Below are 14,494 nucleotides of genomic sequence, written 5' to 3'. Positions count from 1 at the left end.
CTTCCTTGTCGTTGTAGCTGTTAATTGATTTAGGGTGTTCCTTTAGTTGCACCACTGGCGTTCACAGGGGATACCGTCGCCATCGCCGTCCATTTCTGTGCCCGGGCAATGACGAAGGTAATAGGTGGCCTCCTCGCAGGAGCGCATATGACTGCAATGTGTCTTACCAGCCTCACAGCGAAACTTAGGCGTCGCCGGTTGCCACTCTTGGGTCTCTACTGTAGGGAGTTCATCGTAGGTGATCACCGGAGTGGCATTGAGTGCCTGATACTGTTTAATGGCGAAGCTGCCGATACTTACCAGTATGATAATGAAGATCATCCGCTGTAGGCGTGAGCCGGAGCGACGATGGGAATAGTGGGACGTGGGCGTATGGTCTTTATATTGGGAGCGAGTCGGTTTATTCGCGAGGCCAGAAGTTACGCCCGATATGACGGCGACCCCCTCGATGCTGGCTTTAATCGCCTTTATCTTGCCATCGCTCTGTTGCTGGCTTTGATAGACTATCTCGTCGCCCACCACAGGCTTTCTGGCCATCTGTTTCAGGGTGGAGATATGGATAAACACATCTTGGGCATTGGGCGTGTTCGGCTTGATGAAGCCAAAGCCTTTGTCATCGTTCCAGCGAACCAGCGTGCCTCTTTCCATGGCTAAGATTGTCCTTTTATGAATTATTTGCCTGTTGATTCAGCGGCTAAGCAATATTGTTCGCCTATGCTATCGCGAATTCTCCTGCTTTGTCATCCGCTAATGGTGACCAGGTTCAGCACCCAACCCATCAGGGTGAAGGCGACCAGTAGCAGGGCAAACAGCAGGGCCAGCAGGCGCCACTGCATCACCTGTTTGAGCATGACAAATTCGGGAAAGCTGGCGGCGACCGTGCTCATGCAGAAGGCCAGCGTGGTGCCCAGGGGCACGCCCTGGATCAACAGGCTCTCAAGTACCGGGATCACCCCGGTGGCATTGGCATACAGGGGGATGCCCATTAGCACGGCGATGGGCACTGACCACCACTGGCCGTCGCCCAGGTTGGCTTCAAGATAACCTGCGGGCACGAAGCCGTGCAGCGCCGCGCCGATACCGACCCCAATAATCACCCACTTCCACACGCGGCCGAAGATGGTGAACGTCTCCTCCTTGGCAAATTGATGGCGTTGGCGCCAGCTCATGCCGGGCGGATTTATGCCGAGCGGGCTCTCGCCTGGCGTGTAAGTGTCAGACATCGAAGTTGAAGTTTGCGTCTGGGTGGCGCCGCGTCGGTAGGCGTTAGCGGCGAGGGGCTGTAGCCAGCGTTCGGCATGTAGCAGATCCAGCAGGGCACCGCCGAGCATGCCAATGGTGATGCCGGTGAGGGTGTAGAGCAGGGTGATCTTGGCCCCCAGCAGGCTAAACAGCAGCAAGATGGCCACCTCGTTGATCAGCGGCGAGGTCAGCAGGAACGCCATGGTGATCCCCACGGGGATCCCCGCCGTGGTAAAGCCGAGGAACACGGGAATGCTGGAGCAGGAGCAGAAGGGGGTGATGGCGCCAAAGCCGGCCCCCAAGCCATAACCCAGCAGCTTAGGCTTGCCCGCCAGATAGTCGCGCACCCGCTCGACATTGAGCGCTGCCCGTAGCCAGCCGATCAGGTAGATCATCACCAGCAGGAGGGCGAAGATCTTGCTGGTGTCTTCGACGAAGAAGTGCAGCGCCTGTCCGGCGGCGCTCTGGCTGGAGAGGCCGAGCAGATCGTAGATCAGGAGATCGGCGAGTTGGGTAAACCAGGCTAGCATGGGGCCCCCTAAAGGTGATTGAGGCGCTATTGCACCTTGTTGATCTTGGTCAGCAGCTGGGCGAGCTCGTCCTCGCTGGGCAGGCGGCCGACGGCCAGCACCTCGCCGTCGATCACTATGGCTGGGGTCGACATCACGCCGTAGGCGGCGATCTGCGCCATGTCGGTCACCTTGGTCAGCTCTATGTTGAGGTTAAGCTCATCGGCGATCCTGGCGATGTCGCTGGCGAGGTTAGTGCAGCGTTTACAGCCGCTGCCGAGTACTTCTATCTTCATCTGTTTCCCCTTATCTCACGGATTGAATAGGTTTGGCTTTATCTGTTTTGGCTGCTTATGAATTGGCGCAGCAGCCGGGTGATTGCGCTAGGGCGGCTTCGATACAGCTCAGCATGCCGAGCAGGCAAGGCGTCTCCAGCCGGTAGTAGATCTGCTTGCCCTCGCGGCGACTGGCGACTATGCCCGCCTGCCGCAGTAGCGCCAGGTGTTTGGAGACGGTGGAGATGTCGGCGTCGACGCCATCGGTCAGCTCGCAGACGCAGCGCTCCTGGTGTTCCAGCTGTTCAACCAGCCAGAGACGGGTCGGGTGGGCCAGCGCCTTGAGTAGGGCGGCGCGGGTGTTGAGTCGCTCTTGGCTCTGGATATGAGCTTGGGTATGAGTCTGGGCCTGAGCTTGAGTCTGGATCTGTGTCGTTGCAGGTTTCATGGTGCGCCTCAAAAAGTGGAGCCTTCATTTGGCATAATAGCCAAATGTTCTGGGTGGGAGTTAGCTTTAATCAAGGGTTTAGCTCGGGTTTGTGATGAGCCTTTCAACTGCAGAAGGCTTTGTGAGCCCTGGCTGATTTGCAATCTGAGTGAATCAGATTTGCAGTTTGTGCAACTCTGTCGAGCCTCTGGCGCAGGTCTGGTGCAGGATAGTCTATCTATGTGGCGAAAATTTGTACTTATGTTGCGTGGTGATAGAGTGAAGCTCTTGGAGGTGTGCTAAGGATTAAGCTTAGTTTAAGTGTTAGGGTCGATCATGTTGGCCAAATCACAATAAAAACAACTTGAAGGAGAGGACGCGTGAAGAAGATAGCCATTTTGTTGCTGTGCATCTTGATGCCGGTGACGACGGTTTTTGCCCAGATGGGCAAGCCCCTGTCGGTGGAGGTGCTATGGCAGCTCAGTCGAATAGGTAACCCCAGCATTTCCCCCAACGGCGATTACATCATCGCCCCAGTCACCGAGTACGATGTGCCCGAAGATAAGGGCAATACCCAGCTGTGGCTGTTTAGCCAGGACGGCAAGCAGCAGCGCGCCCTGACCGCCAAGGGGATGCGGGTGAGCGAGCCGGTATTCTCACCAGACAGCAAGACCCTGGCCTTTATCAGCAAGCGCGATAAGGATGAGGCGGGGCAGATCTATCTCTTGCCTATGGATGGACCGGGCGAGGCTCAGCGTCTAAGCGATGTGCCCAGCGGCGTCTATGGCCTCAAGTGGGTGGGCGAGCACCTCTACTTCATCAGCTCTGTCTATCCGGGTAAGAACTGGAAAGAGATAGGCGAGCAGCTCAAGGCCGATAAGGACAACAAGGTGTCGGCCCATCAGTGGAACGCGCTGCCCTATTCGAGCTTCGATCACTGGATAGACGAAGGCCGTCAGGCTCATGTGTTCCGTATTGCCGCCAAGGGCGGCGAGGTGGAGGCGATCACTCAGCCCCTGAATATCGAGTTGCCACGCTCTTCCCAAGGTGCGGGCAGCTATGACATCAGCCCCGATGAAGCCTGGATCGCCTTTAACGCCAACGGCAGCGACAATCAGGTGAATCCTAAGCTGGATCTCTTCCTGGCGGCCATCGGCAGCGGCAAGGCGGAGAACATCACCCCAGACAACCTGGCGCCGGACGCCAGCCCGCAGTTCAGCCCTAACGGTAAGACATTGGCCTTCACCCGCCAGCATATTCAGGGCTTCTATGCCGATACCGCCAAGCTGATGCTGTTCGACTTGAAGAAGCGCAGCACTAAGATGCTTGCCAAGGATTGGGATCGCTCTGTGGCCCGCTTTGTGTGGACCCCAGACAGCAAGGGTTTCTATGCCGCCATCGACGATGCGGCTACCAGACGCCTGTTCCATATCGATGCCAAGAATGGCAAGGTGAAGGCGATCACTAAGGCGACCAACTTTGGGCAGCCGGCCATCGCCAACAATGGTACCCTGGTTGCGACTAATGATAGCTTTCTCTACCCGGCGCGCCTGGTGAAGGTGAATGGCAAGAACGGCAAGAACAGCCGTTTGGATAGCTTTAACGACGAGATCCTCGCGGATGTCGATCTGGGCACCTATGAGTCCGTGACCTACAAGGGCTATCAGGACAAAGAGATCCAGATGTGGGTGCATTACCCACCGGGATTCGATCGCAGCAAGAAATATCCGCTGATGATGCTGGTTCATGGTGGGCCGCACAACGCCATCTCAGACGGTTTCCATTACCGCTGGAACGCCCAGACCTTCGCCTCCTGGGGCTATGTTACTGCCTGGCCAAACTTCCACGGTTCCAACAGCTTCGGCCAGGCGTTTGCCGATAGCATCAACCCGGACTGGAAGAACAAGTCACTGGAAGATGTGCTCAAGGCGGCAGACTGGTTTAAGCAGCAGTCCTGGATCGACGACAAGCGCATGGTGGCCGGTGGTGCCAGCTATGGTGGTTACCTGACCTCTATCATCCTGGGGCAGAAGCATCCCTTCAACGCCCTGTTGATCCACGCTGCCGTATACAACATGTACTCTCAGATGGCGGCGGATTTCTCGGTGCACAGCCCACGCTTTGGCAACTACTGGGATAACCCAGAGATCTACCAGTCTATCTCGCCTCACTATGGCGCGGGCAACTTCAACACCCCGACCCTGGTGATCCATGGTCAGCTGGATTATCGCGTGCCTGTGGGCCAGGGCTTCGAGCTGTTCAGAACCCTGCAGACCCGTGGCGTGGAGTCGCGCATGATCTACTTCCCCGACGAGAATCACTGGATCATGAAGCCTAACAACTCCATCTACTGGTATCACCAGGTGAAAGACTGGATGACCCGCTTCGCCGAGCCGGGTGGCAAGTAGGCGATCAATCTAGCCATTAAGTCAGCAATAAAAAAGGCTGCCCCAATTACATAGGGCAGCCTTTTTTGATGAGATGAAAAGCTTAAGACTTCTGAAGTTGGGCCTTGGCCGCCTCGACCTTGGCGAAATCCAGGCCTAGCTCGGTCACCGCCTCTTTGATCAGGGCGGGATTTTGCATCACCAGCGCCATCAACTGTTGTAGCTTCTCCGGGGCGATCCCCAGCTGACCAATGGTGCCCATGGCCATCAGAGGGTTTTCGGTCAGGGCCTGAAACAGCTCCTGGATCTGCGCGTCGCTGACGTTGTGTTCTTTTAAGATCGCAATAATAGGATTCATTGCACTACCTTATCTCGGTTGAAAGTAAAACAGGCCGCAAGTGTAGCATCCTCTGTGACCAGCTCAAGCGATAGCTTCTCATGCCAAAGCTTCTAGCGCATGCCGCAGTTTCTAGTTCATGCGGCAGTATCTAGTTCATGCCATTGCGCTTGAAGCAGTCCACATAGGCCTTGTCCTCCTTCTGGATGTGCTGGCTGAGCCAGCTCTTCAGAAATGCCATCAACTCATCGCCAATATCTTCGCCCTGTTCGACCCGGCGCTGAAACGCCAGCACCTTGCCCACCAGCTGGTGGTGAGAGTCGGTATGCTGCTTGTCCTGGGGGTAGCCAAACTGCTCGAACAGCGTCTCTTCATATTTGAAGTGATTGGCCGTGTAGTCGATCAGCCCCTGTACCACCCGCTTGATGGAGGCCAGGCCATAGTTGTTGTTGAGCAGATAGTAGAGCTCGTTGATCAGGTGTACCAGGGTCTGGTGCTGACGGTTGATCTCGGCGAGGTTGAGATCCAGGGCGTCGCTCCATTCGATCAGCTTGTCGCGGCGTGTATCCTCACGGCCGATCTGCTCGCTGTCGGTGGCAAAGCGGTGCAGCAGGGAGTCGATCTCACCCGCCAGATTACGCACCGTGATGCTAGCCAGCAGTGTCTCCTGGGTAGCCTTGACGTTTTCATCCGATACCTTGTCGACCTCCACCAGACAGGTTTCCAGCACCTGAGTCTGCTCTACCTGATGCTGAGAGGCGACGGCGATCTCCTGGCCCAGGGCATCGATGGCGTCTATCTGACTCACCAACTCTTCGAAATGGGATTCGGCCTCGTTGGCCACGCTCTGGGAGTGTTGCACGCTCTGGCGGTTTTTCTGCATCGCCGCGATGGCACCATTTATCTGGGTCTGCAGGTTGACTATCTTGTTGTTGATATCTTCGGTGGCCACCTGGGTGCGTAGCGCCAGGGAGCGAACCTCGTCGGCGACTACGGCGAAGCCTCGGCCCAGCTCGCCGGCGCGGGCACTCTCGATGGCGGCGTTGAGCGCCAGCAGGTTGGTTTGCTCGGCAATACTTTTGATGGTTTCTACCACCTGACCTATCTGCTGGCTCTCCTGCTTGAGCTGCTCGAAGTTCTGGTCCGAGGCGGCAAACTGTTCGCCAACTTCTTCAAGGGCCGTTTCGAGGGAGCGCATCTCCTGTTTACCACGATCTGCCTGACGCTTGGACTCGCTGGCCAGCTGTGAGGTGGACTCGCAGAAGGAGGAGACTTCGGCGGTGGTCTCAAACAGCCTGGAGACTATCTGTTTGGCCTCTTCGACATCGCCTTTCTGCCTGAGGGCGCCGGTTTTGGAGACTTGGGAGTCGGCCTGCACTGTATCGGCCACTCTGACCAGCTGCTGGGCAGACTTGCTCAGGGAGAAGACGGTGCGCGACACATCCTCGCCTATCTGATTGAAGGCCTTAAACAGCGGGCCGCCGAGGGCCTCCTGGGTGTCGAGTCTTACCCTGAGATCGCCCTCGGAGAGATGGATGGCGGCGCTGCGCAGCCTGCCGAACATGCTACTCATGGCTAGCAGCACGGAGAGGATAAACAGGTAGTCGATAACTAACAGGGCCAGCCAGCCCCAGGCGCCTTGGCGTATCAAGAGGTAGGCTATCGGCACCAGTGGCAGGCCGGTCAGCAGGCTCCACTGCAGGGCGCTCAGCGAAGCGATCCTTTTCGCAATTTTATCAATCATTCCCAAACCTTATGTTGAGTGTGACTCTATAAAATTTAGTCCAAATTCACTAAATAGGTTATCTGTCTCCGCTAATAAAAACCGCTCGGCCCGGCGCTGATTTAGCCGGGCCAAATGTTAGTCTAATGCGGGTAGAATGTGGAGGGGAGGGAAGGTGAGTGCCTAGAGGCGGGGATCGCCGGACTTGCTGTCGACCCTGCCGGTCACCTCGATATTGCTCAGCTTAGAGAGTATGCCCCACTGTTGTATGGTCATCATATCTTTAACCTCTTGGGCCTTGAAGCTCAGGCGCAGGCCATCCTTGCGATACTCCTGGGGGAGATTTTGCGGCAGTATGTGGCGACCATCGTCGGCGACTATGCCCCAGAAACCGCCTTCGAGATTGAAATACCTAACCGTGCCTTGTGTCATGGTGATCGCCTTCTGCAGTGAGTCGCTGGTCTCCTTAGATAACCCCTCGGCGACAATTTTAAGATCCTCGGCCTTGGGCTGAGCCTTGCTCGTTTCGACTTGAGTCATCTTGGCCTCATCGGTCTTAATTGCGACTGTCTCTTCAGCGCTTTGCTTCGCCGCAGGTGGCTGCGCGGGGGCTGATTGCTCTTCCTGGTTACAGGCCGAGAGCGCCAGGGCGGCGAGTAGGGGGAGTGACAGCTTGGTGAATACACCCATAGGTAAGTTCCTCATGCACTTTATGTTTATCTTAATTACTCTAACAGAATCCCCACGAATGCCTAGTCCAAGGAGTGGGGCATGGCTTGCAACAAGAGCGCTCGCATCCTAGCCGTCTCATAGCAGGCTAGCGCAACCACGCCAGTATCTATTGGTTTTTCGCATATTAACTGCCAAGGCGGATCGTCCCTGCGGGGATAAGATGGCATTCCATTACCTCTGTGATAACCAATAAGAGAAGGCCCATGAAAAAATTACTCCTTGTTCCGGCGTTGATCTCTGGCGCCTTTATTGCCGCCACGCCGGCATCGGCGGCGACCATTATCGGTGGTCTAGGCTTCGAGTCGGCGCGCACAGTGCAGCCCACGGAGAAGAAGGAGAAACAGCAGGTCGAAGCCATCTTGCAGGCGGTGAATGTGGAGTTTCTCGGGCTTAACTGGAGCAACACCACGGCTGCCAAGATAAACCGTAACGGCGACATGACCGTGGCGCGCAACTGGGCCTACGGCTTCTGGAACGATAACTTCGGTGTCTCAGTGGATCTCATCAAGGGGGACTGGCTCGGCGCCGGCCCCAATATCGCCGCGGTGGGTCTCGCCTATAAAGATTGTTGGGACAAGTTTTGCCTGCGGGTTAATCCGACCCTGGCGGCGATCGACATGAAGGGCGCCGATGGTCAGGTGTTTAAAGATAATGGTGCCCAGCTCAACATCAAGGCGGACTATCAGTTTAACGATACCTTCAGCGCCACCTTTCATCCCCAGTACGCCAGCTGGAACGATGACGAGCTGGGGCAGACCCTTAAGCTGGAGTTTAACCTGACCGCTAACCTGACGGACGATAAACGTCATAAGCTGATGCTGGTGAACGAACATTTTCTGGTCAATAACGCCTCTACCGACCACAGGACCCGTTACATAGGTGAGAACTCTCCCTTCGGCGGTTATGTGGTGGGTACAGAGTCGACCTTGAAGCTGCGTTATTTTTACGTCTTTTAAATCAAACCTTTGCCTACAAATTTGCCGACGCTACCCTCTCTCCTGGTGTCGGCGATCTCCGCCTGGGCCCACCCTTAGGGTGTGGCCCAGGTTTTCTTCTTCCCCTTAGCCAAGTACCATAGCCTGCAACAGACTGATTTATAGCGCCACGAACCAACACTGTTCGGCGGCCAAAGGAAGGCGTGATGCTTGCTAACAAATTGCTTGCCAGAAAAAGAGGCCCCATGACCGCGATGCGCGCTCAGCGAGGCTTTAGCGGAATGCAGATCTTCTTGATCGTGCTCCTGACCATGGTGCTGACCGCGCTGGCCAGCTTCTTTATCATCAAGACCTATATCTTTCCCTCGCCCTTTACCCCTGTGACCCTCAATGCGAAGGAGGAGCAGCGACTGGATAACAAGCTGTCCCAGCTGGGCTGGCAGGTGGAGCGCAAGGATGATCGCCACGGCGGCGCTGGTAAACTCGAGCCCGAGCCCTATCGTGAGCGCGACGCCGATCGCCGGGTGACCTTTAGCGAGAAGGAGGTCAACGCCATGATTGGCCGCAACCCTGATTTTGCCGAGCGCGTGGCGATAGACTTCTCCGACAATCTGGCCAGCGCCAAGATCTTGATCCCCATTCCCCAGGACTTTCCCATCATGGCCGGTGAGATCCTGCGGGTGAACGCCGGGCTGGATATCCATCTGGATGCCAGCCGTCGCCCCGTGGTTGCCCTGGCTGGCGTGAGCCTGATGGGCGTGCCTATCCCCAATGCCTGGTTGGGTAACATGAAGAACGTCAATCTGGTTGGGGAGTTTGGCGATCGCGGCTTCTGGAACGCCTTCGCCGATGGGGTCGAGGATCTGCAGATCCGCGATGGCGAACTCTATCTTAAATTACGCCGCTAGAATCGCCCGGCCCCGGGCTGATTAGGAGGCAAAATAAAAGCCGGTGATGAGGGCCGGCTTTCGATGCAGTGGTGTAGGGAGGTGGTGAGATGGCGCCTAGTCCTTGGTCTGCTGGGTGTCGGCCTCCTGCTCTGCTGCCTTCTCTTGTTTGCTCTCTTCCTGTTTAGGTTTCTCGGCTTGTCCGCCGCATCCGCCACAACAACTCATAACAACTCCTGTTGGTTCGATTAACTGGCCACAGAGTACTTGATTAAATTACTCGGGTATTTGATCTCGATCAGCTTTTGTCGACTTGTTGTGATCGCCGCCGCGCTCGGCAGCGATCCTTTAAGCGTTCTGGCGATCATTTAAGATCTCAGGCGGCCAGCTCCTGCTGCGCGCCCTGGCTGTCTTTGGCGGCGAAATAGCTCAGGGTGTCGGCTATGATCACCTTGCGCAGGCCGATGAGGGCGATAAGGTTGGGAATCGCCATCAGGCCGTTGACGGTATCGGCCAGCAGCCAGATGAGATCCAGCTGGATGAAGGCACCCACGGCAATCAGGCTGAGAAAGATAAACTGGTAGATCTTAATGCCTCGCTCGCCCAGCTTGTGGCCGGTGAGATAGTACCAGCAGCGCTCGCCGTAGTAGTGCCAGCCCAGTATGGTGGTGAAGGCGAAGCAGACCAGGGCTATGGTGACCAGATATTGGCCGATGATGGCCGAACCGCCGGTGGCGAAGGCGGCGCTGGTCATGGCGGCACCGGCGGCGTCGCCGCTCCAGACCCCCGTGATGATCAGCACCAGTCCCGTCATGGTGCAGATGAGCAGGGTGTCGAAGAAGGTGCCCGTCATGCTCACCAGTCCCTGTTCGACCGGCTCCTTGGTCTTGGCGGCGGCCGCTGCGATGGGCGCGCTACCCAGACCCGACTCGTTGGAGAAGACGCCGCGGGCGATCCCTATCTGAATCGCCTGCGCAACAGTTGCACCCAGGAAGCCGCCGGCGGCCGAGATGGGGCTGAAAGCCGAGTGGATCACCAGCTGCAGCGCCGGGATGATCTGCTCGCTAAAGGTCACCAAAATCCACAGGCAGGCCAGCACATATCCCAGCGCCATGCTGGGTACCAGCTTCTGTGCCACCTTGGCGATCCGCTTAACGCCCCCAAGGGTAACCGCGGCAACCAGTAGGGTGAGCACCAGGGCCGTGACCCAGGCGGGCAGGTGGAAGGCGATGATCATGGCATCGCTGATGGCATTGACCTGGGCAAAGGTGCCTATGCCGAAGAAGGCGACGCCGACGCCGAACAGGGCGAACAGCTTGGCCAGCCAGCCCAGACCCAGGCCGCGCTCTATGTAATACATGGGGCCGCCGGCGATATTGCCGCGCGCGTCTGTGGTGCGATACTTGAGCGCCAGCATGCACTCGCCATACTTGGTGGCCATACCGAAGAAGGCCGCCAGCCACATCCAGAAGAGGGCGCCCGGGCCGCCTACCTTGATGGCGGTGGCCACGCCGACGATATTGCCCGTGCCTATGGTGGCCGACAGCGCGGTGCACAGGGCGGCGAAGGAGGAGAGATCCCCCTGGCCGCTGGCGGGTTTGAACAGCAGCCTGAGTGCCAGGGGCAGTTTGAATACCTGGATCAGCCTGAGGCGCAGGGTGAGATAGAGGCCGGTACCGACCAGTAGGCACAGGGTGATAGGGCCCCAGACGATGGCGTTGATCTCGCTTAGTAACGCGTAAAAATTCATGATGTTCCTCGAATATTAAACTCAAGGGTCCGTAGACCCCCTAATATGGAGGAGGAAAAGAAATGTCTGTGTGGAGACTGGCGTTTGTGGCTATTTGACAGCTATTGACAGTTACAGCTATTAGCTTCGACAAGCATTTACATTGGTGGATACCAACTGGGCAAAAGCAACAAACGACAGTGACTGAATATAGCCGGGGCTATAACCGCTACAGTCATCCTCTCCTCTGTCCTTTTGCCTGAGCGTTTCGCGCAGAGCCATTGGGGCTGCACTTTCGCCTTCGGCGCCGTGATACCTAGGGGTTATCCTGGGCTCACAGTCTCTCCAGAGGCTCGTCCAGTAACAGTCCACGCCACAATATGGCACCTGAAAGAGTGGTTTCTCGCCGATAACGCTTGGCGACAAACTTGCCTCGTCGGTGTGGGGTTGACTCCCCACTCTCCTGCTACCTTCATCCGAACGGAATCCGGGGGCGCTAGCCCCCGGACCGTATAGCATGCGTCAAACGCCGCGTCAGCTCAAGGGGTTAAGTCACACTTTTGGTTGAGAAGTGTGGCAAAGAGAGTAGGGGATAGGAAGGAGAGGGTTTAAACGCCAGGCTTAGACCAAAGGCGTACGATTTTTTTCGCCCAGCCCCTTACCTTGGCGCCCGCCCAGGGTTTAGAATAAAAGCTCATAATCACACTGTGGTTATACTGGCATTCATTGCTTAGCAGTCCAGCCTCTACGCTCACAGAAACTTCAGGTGTATCGTCACCTCACGACTTGCCATTTTTTGCCAAGTGCAGACAAGCCTTGATCTCGACTCGTTACACTCAGATGTTCGCAACTGTGTTGCGGCCGCAAGCATTATTTCATCGGGATCAACATGTTTTCAGCAGTCAAAAAAAGCATCAGCGCTAAACCCTCTTTTCAGGAGATACAGACCAACATCTTGGCGGGATTGACCGTGGGGGTGATTGCCCTGCCACTCTCTATGGCACTGGCGATCGCCAGCGGCGTGCCGCCCCAGCACGGCCTCTACACGGCGATGATCGCCGGCATAGTGATCGCCCTGTGTGGCGGCTCTAAGGTCAACATCTCTGGGCCGACGGCGGCCTTCGTGGTGATTCTGCTGCCCATAGTGCAGCAGTTTGGCCTGGGGGGACTCCTGCTGAGCGGCCTGATGGCCGGGGTGATACTGCTGTTGATGGGGCTGGGTAAGCTGGGCAAGTTGATCGAGATAGTGCCTTATCCCGTGACCGTAGGCTTCACCGCCGGGATAGGTGTGGTGATCGCCACCTTTCAGATCAAAGACTTTTTCGGCCTTGAGGTGGCCGCCGGTGGCGAACATTACCTGGAAAAGCTCTCCTATATCCTCCAGGCGCTGACCAGCATCAGTTGGCAGGAGACGCTGATCGGTGCCCTGACCCTGGCCGTGTTGCTGGTCTGGCCTAAGCTCAAGTCTAAGGTGCCGGCGCATCTGGCGGCGCTCTTGGTGGGCGCACTCATCGCCTGGGTCATGACCCAGATGATCGGCGGTTTCTCGGTGGCGACCATAGGCAGCCGTTTTCACTATGAGCTCGATGGCCTGCTGGGCAGCGGTATTCCGCCCATCATGCCCAGCTTCGAGTGGCCCTGGAACCTGCCGGGCGCCGATGGTCAGCCCATAGGCATGAGCTTCGAGCTGGTGCGCGAGCTACTGCCCTCTGCCATTACCATCGCCATCCTTGGGGCGCTGGAATCCTTGCTGTGCGCCGTAGTGGCCGACGGTATGTCGGGCAAGAAGCACAACCCCAACGATGAGCTGATCGGCCAGGGGCTGGGTAACATCTTGGTGCCTCTGTTTGGCGGTATTCCGGCGACGGCGGCCATCGCTCGCACCGCGGCCAACGTCAAGGCCGGGGGCAGCATGCCGCTGGCCTCAGTGGTGCATGGCCTGTTTATTCTGGCGGGGATCCTCCTGCTGGCGCCGCTGCTGTCATACATTCCCATGGCCTCGATGGCGGCGCTGCTGCTGGTGGTGGCCTGGAACATGAGCGAGGCCAAACACTTTGCCCGTACCCTCAAGGTGGCGCCGAGGGACGATGTGTTGATCTTGGTGCTCTGCTTCGCCCTTACCGTGCTGTTCGACATGACGATTGCCGTGGCGGTGGGCATGGGGCTGGCGGCCATGTTGTTTATTCGCCGCAGCATCAGCCTGACCGATGCCAGGGCGGTGGAGACTAATCATCAGGCCTACCAGGTGCCTGAGAGTGTGGTGGTGTACGACATCAATGGGCCGCTGTTTTTCGGTTCGGCCCACAAGGCGCTCAAGACCATCGCCCTGGTGCGTCCCGACGTGCGGGTGGTGATTCTGGATATGTCCGAGGTGACTCTGCTGGATATGAGCGCCATCGTCGCCATGGAGTCTATCGCCCAAGATCTGTCGGGCAAGCAGGTGGCGTTGATCATCAACAACCTGCAGCCACGCATGTTGCTCAAGCTCAGGCGGGCGGGGATCCGCAAACGCCGTGGTCAGGTGGAGTACGCCCGCACCATGGACGACAGCTTTGCGCTGGCCCAGCGGATGACGGCGCAGGCATAAAGCGATTAGGGCACTTGGGGCCGCTGCATGTCGAAGCGCAGCGCCTCAGAGATGCCGTAGTAGGCAGAGGGGCCGCCGGCCCTGAGGATAGGATCGGCCTTAGCGGTCTGGTAGCTGCCATCTTCTATCAGGCTGGGGTCGATATGCACGGCGACCACTTCGCCCAGCACCAGCCAGGTATCAATCTTCTCACCAGCGGCCGATTGCAGCTGCAGCGACTGGGTCAGCCTGCACTCGAAGTTGACCGGGCTCTCGGCCACTCGGTCGACCCCCACAATGCTACCCGGCACAGGCGTGAGCCCGGCAAAACCAAACTCGTCGCTGCCCGCTGGCAGGGCCGCCGAGGTGAGGTTCATCTTCTCGGCCAGCGGCCGGGTGGCCAGATTCCAGACAAATTCGCCCGTAGCCAATATGTTGGCCAGGCTGTCCTTATAGCCGACGCTGGCGAAGCCTATGATGGGCGGATGGTAGTTGAAGCAGTTGAAGAAGCTGTAGGGAGCCAGATTTCTATGGCCCTCGGGGCTGCGCGAGGCGATCCAGCCGATCGGTCTGGGTCCGACGATGGCATTGAGCGGATCGTGCGCCAGCCCATGGCCCTTGCTCGGTTCATAGTAATAACGCGCCTGAGTGTCCATCTCATCACCCTCTGCCAAGACTGCCGTCGATTAGGTTATTTAACGCCGCTTCAGCTCGAAAAACAACTCTCTGGTCTTGGGCTGAGTTT

13 protein-coding genes and 1 riboswitch are annotated in these 14,494 nt (G+C 57.4%); of the genes, 4 read left to right on the top strand and 9 right to left on the bottom strand.

The features are described 5' to 3' along the window. Positions 1–42: 42 nt before the first annotated feature. The 4 genes from AYI87_RS04200 to AYI87_RS04185 form a co-directional block, all read right to left on the bottom strand. Entirely contained in the window at positions 43–648 is a 606-nt protein-coding gene (locus AYI87_RS04200; protein ID WP_144199877.1) for an excalibur calcium-binding domain-containing protein, read from the bottom strand. Between the two features lie 92 nt (positions 649–740). Next, positions 741–1,772 carry a permease gene (locus AYI87_RS04195; protein ID WP_144199876.1) on the bottom strand — a complete coding sequence of 344 codons (1,032 nt, stop codon included), beginning with the start codon at positions 1,770–1,772 and terminating at the stop codon, positions 741–743. Positions 1,773–1,798: 26 nt separating this feature from the next. Beyond that, positions 1,799–2,047, bottom strand: a complete 249-nt coding sequence (locus AYI87_RS04190) for a thioredoxin family protein (RefSeq protein ID WP_144199874.1) — start codon at positions 2,045–2,047, stop codon at positions 1,799–1,801. Positions 2,048–2,102: 55 nt separating this feature from the next. Continuing rightward, complete coding sequence (locus AYI87_RS04185; protein WP_144199873.1) at positions 2,103–2,474, bottom strand: ArsR/SmtB family transcription factor; 372 nt, start codon at positions 2,472–2,474, stop codon at positions 2,103–2,105. 359 nt (positions 2,475–2,833) lie between these two features. Here AYI87_RS04185 and AYI87_RS04180 point away from each other — a divergent pair, with 359 nt between their 5' ends. Beyond that, positions 2,834–4,861 carry an alpha/beta hydrolase family protein gene (locus AYI87_RS04180; protein WP_144199871.1) on the top strand — a complete coding sequence of 676 codons (2,028 nt, stop codon included), beginning with the start codon at positions 2,834–2,836 and terminating at the stop codon, positions 4,859–4,861. Between the two features lie 82 nt (positions 4,862–4,943). Here the strand turns inward: AYI87_RS04180 and AYI87_RS04175 are convergent, their stop codons facing one another. The 3 genes from AYI87_RS04175 to AYI87_RS04165 all read right to left on the bottom strand — a co-directional run bounded on the left by AYI87_RS04175 (position 4,944) and on the right by AYI87_RS04165 (position 7,590). Next, on the bottom strand, positions 4,944–5,198 hold the full coding sequence (locus AYI87_RS04175; protein WP_011864297.1) for a DUF2999 family protein: 255 nt from the start codon (positions 5,196–5,198) through the stop codon (positions 4,944–4,946). Between the two features lie 130 nt (positions 5,199–5,328). After that, entirely contained in the window at positions 5,329–6,921 is a 1,593-nt protein-coding gene (locus tag AYI87_RS04170; RefSeq protein ID WP_144199869.1) for a bacteriohemerythrin, read from the bottom strand. A 162-nt stretch (positions 6,922–7,083) separates the two neighbouring features. After that, positions 7,084–7,590, bottom strand: coding sequence for a hypothetical protein (locus AYI87_RS04165; protein WP_144199868.1), 507 nt, complete (start codon positions 7,588–7,590; stop codon positions 7,084–7,086). A gap of 245 nt (positions 7,591–7,835) precedes the next feature. On the opposite strand from AYI87_RS04165, the gene AYI87_RS04160 reads away from it, so the two are divergent. After that, on the top strand, positions 7,836–8,588 hold the full coding sequence (locus AYI87_RS04160) for a hypothetical protein (RefSeq protein ID WP_144199867.1): 753 nt from the start codon (positions 7,836–7,838) through the stop codon (positions 8,586–8,588). Between the two features lie 224 nt (positions 8,589–8,812). Next, the gene (locus tag AYI87_RS04155; RefSeq protein ID WP_260865067.1) at positions 8,813–9,475 is read left to right on the top strand and encodes an arginine N-succinyltransferase; all 663 of its coding nucleotides are present in this window, start codon (positions 8,813–8,815) and stop codon (positions 9,473–9,475) included. A 355-nt stretch (positions 9,476–9,830) separates the two neighbouring features. Here the strand turns inward: AYI87_RS04155 and AYI87_RS04150 are convergent, their stop codons facing one another. Then, positions 9,831–11,204 carry an alanine/glycine:cation symporter family protein gene (locus AYI87_RS04150; RefSeq protein ID WP_144199863.1) on the bottom strand — a complete coding sequence of 458 codons (1,374 nt, stop codon included), beginning with the start codon at positions 11,202–11,204 and terminating at the stop codon, positions 9,831–9,833. A gap of 216 nt (positions 11,205–11,420) precedes the next feature. Next, positions 11,421–11,542, bottom strand: a riboswitch (glycine riboswitch). Positions 11,543–12,060: 518 nt separating this feature from the next. Between AYI87_RS04150 and dauA the strand changes: the two genes are divergently transcribed. Next, on the top strand, positions 12,061–13,770 hold the full coding sequence (gene dauA, locus AYI87_RS04145; RefSeq protein WP_260865076.1) for a C4-dicarboxylic acid transporter DauA: 1,710 nt from the start codon (positions 12,061–12,063) through the stop codon (positions 13,768–13,770). 5 nt (positions 13,771–13,775) lie between these two features. Here dauA and AYI87_RS04140 read toward each other — a convergent pair whose 3' ends face one another. Then, positions 13,776–14,405 carry a flavin reductase family protein gene (locus AYI87_RS04140; protein ID WP_144200141.1) on the bottom strand — a complete coding sequence of 210 codons (630 nt, stop codon included), beginning with the start codon at positions 14,403–14,405 and terminating at the stop codon, positions 13,776–13,778. Positions 14,406–14,494 lie beyond the last annotated feature (89 nt).

Origin of the sequence: Shewanella sp. KCT (assembly GCF_007636505.1) — a bacterium.
Classification (GTDB): domain Bacteria; phylum Pseudomonadota; class Gammaproteobacteria; order Enterobacterales; family Shewanellaceae; genus Shewanella; species Shewanella halotolerans.
The sequence above is the reverse complement of the archived record's forward strand: the minus strand, read 5'-3'. Positions and strand labels throughout refer to the sequence as shown.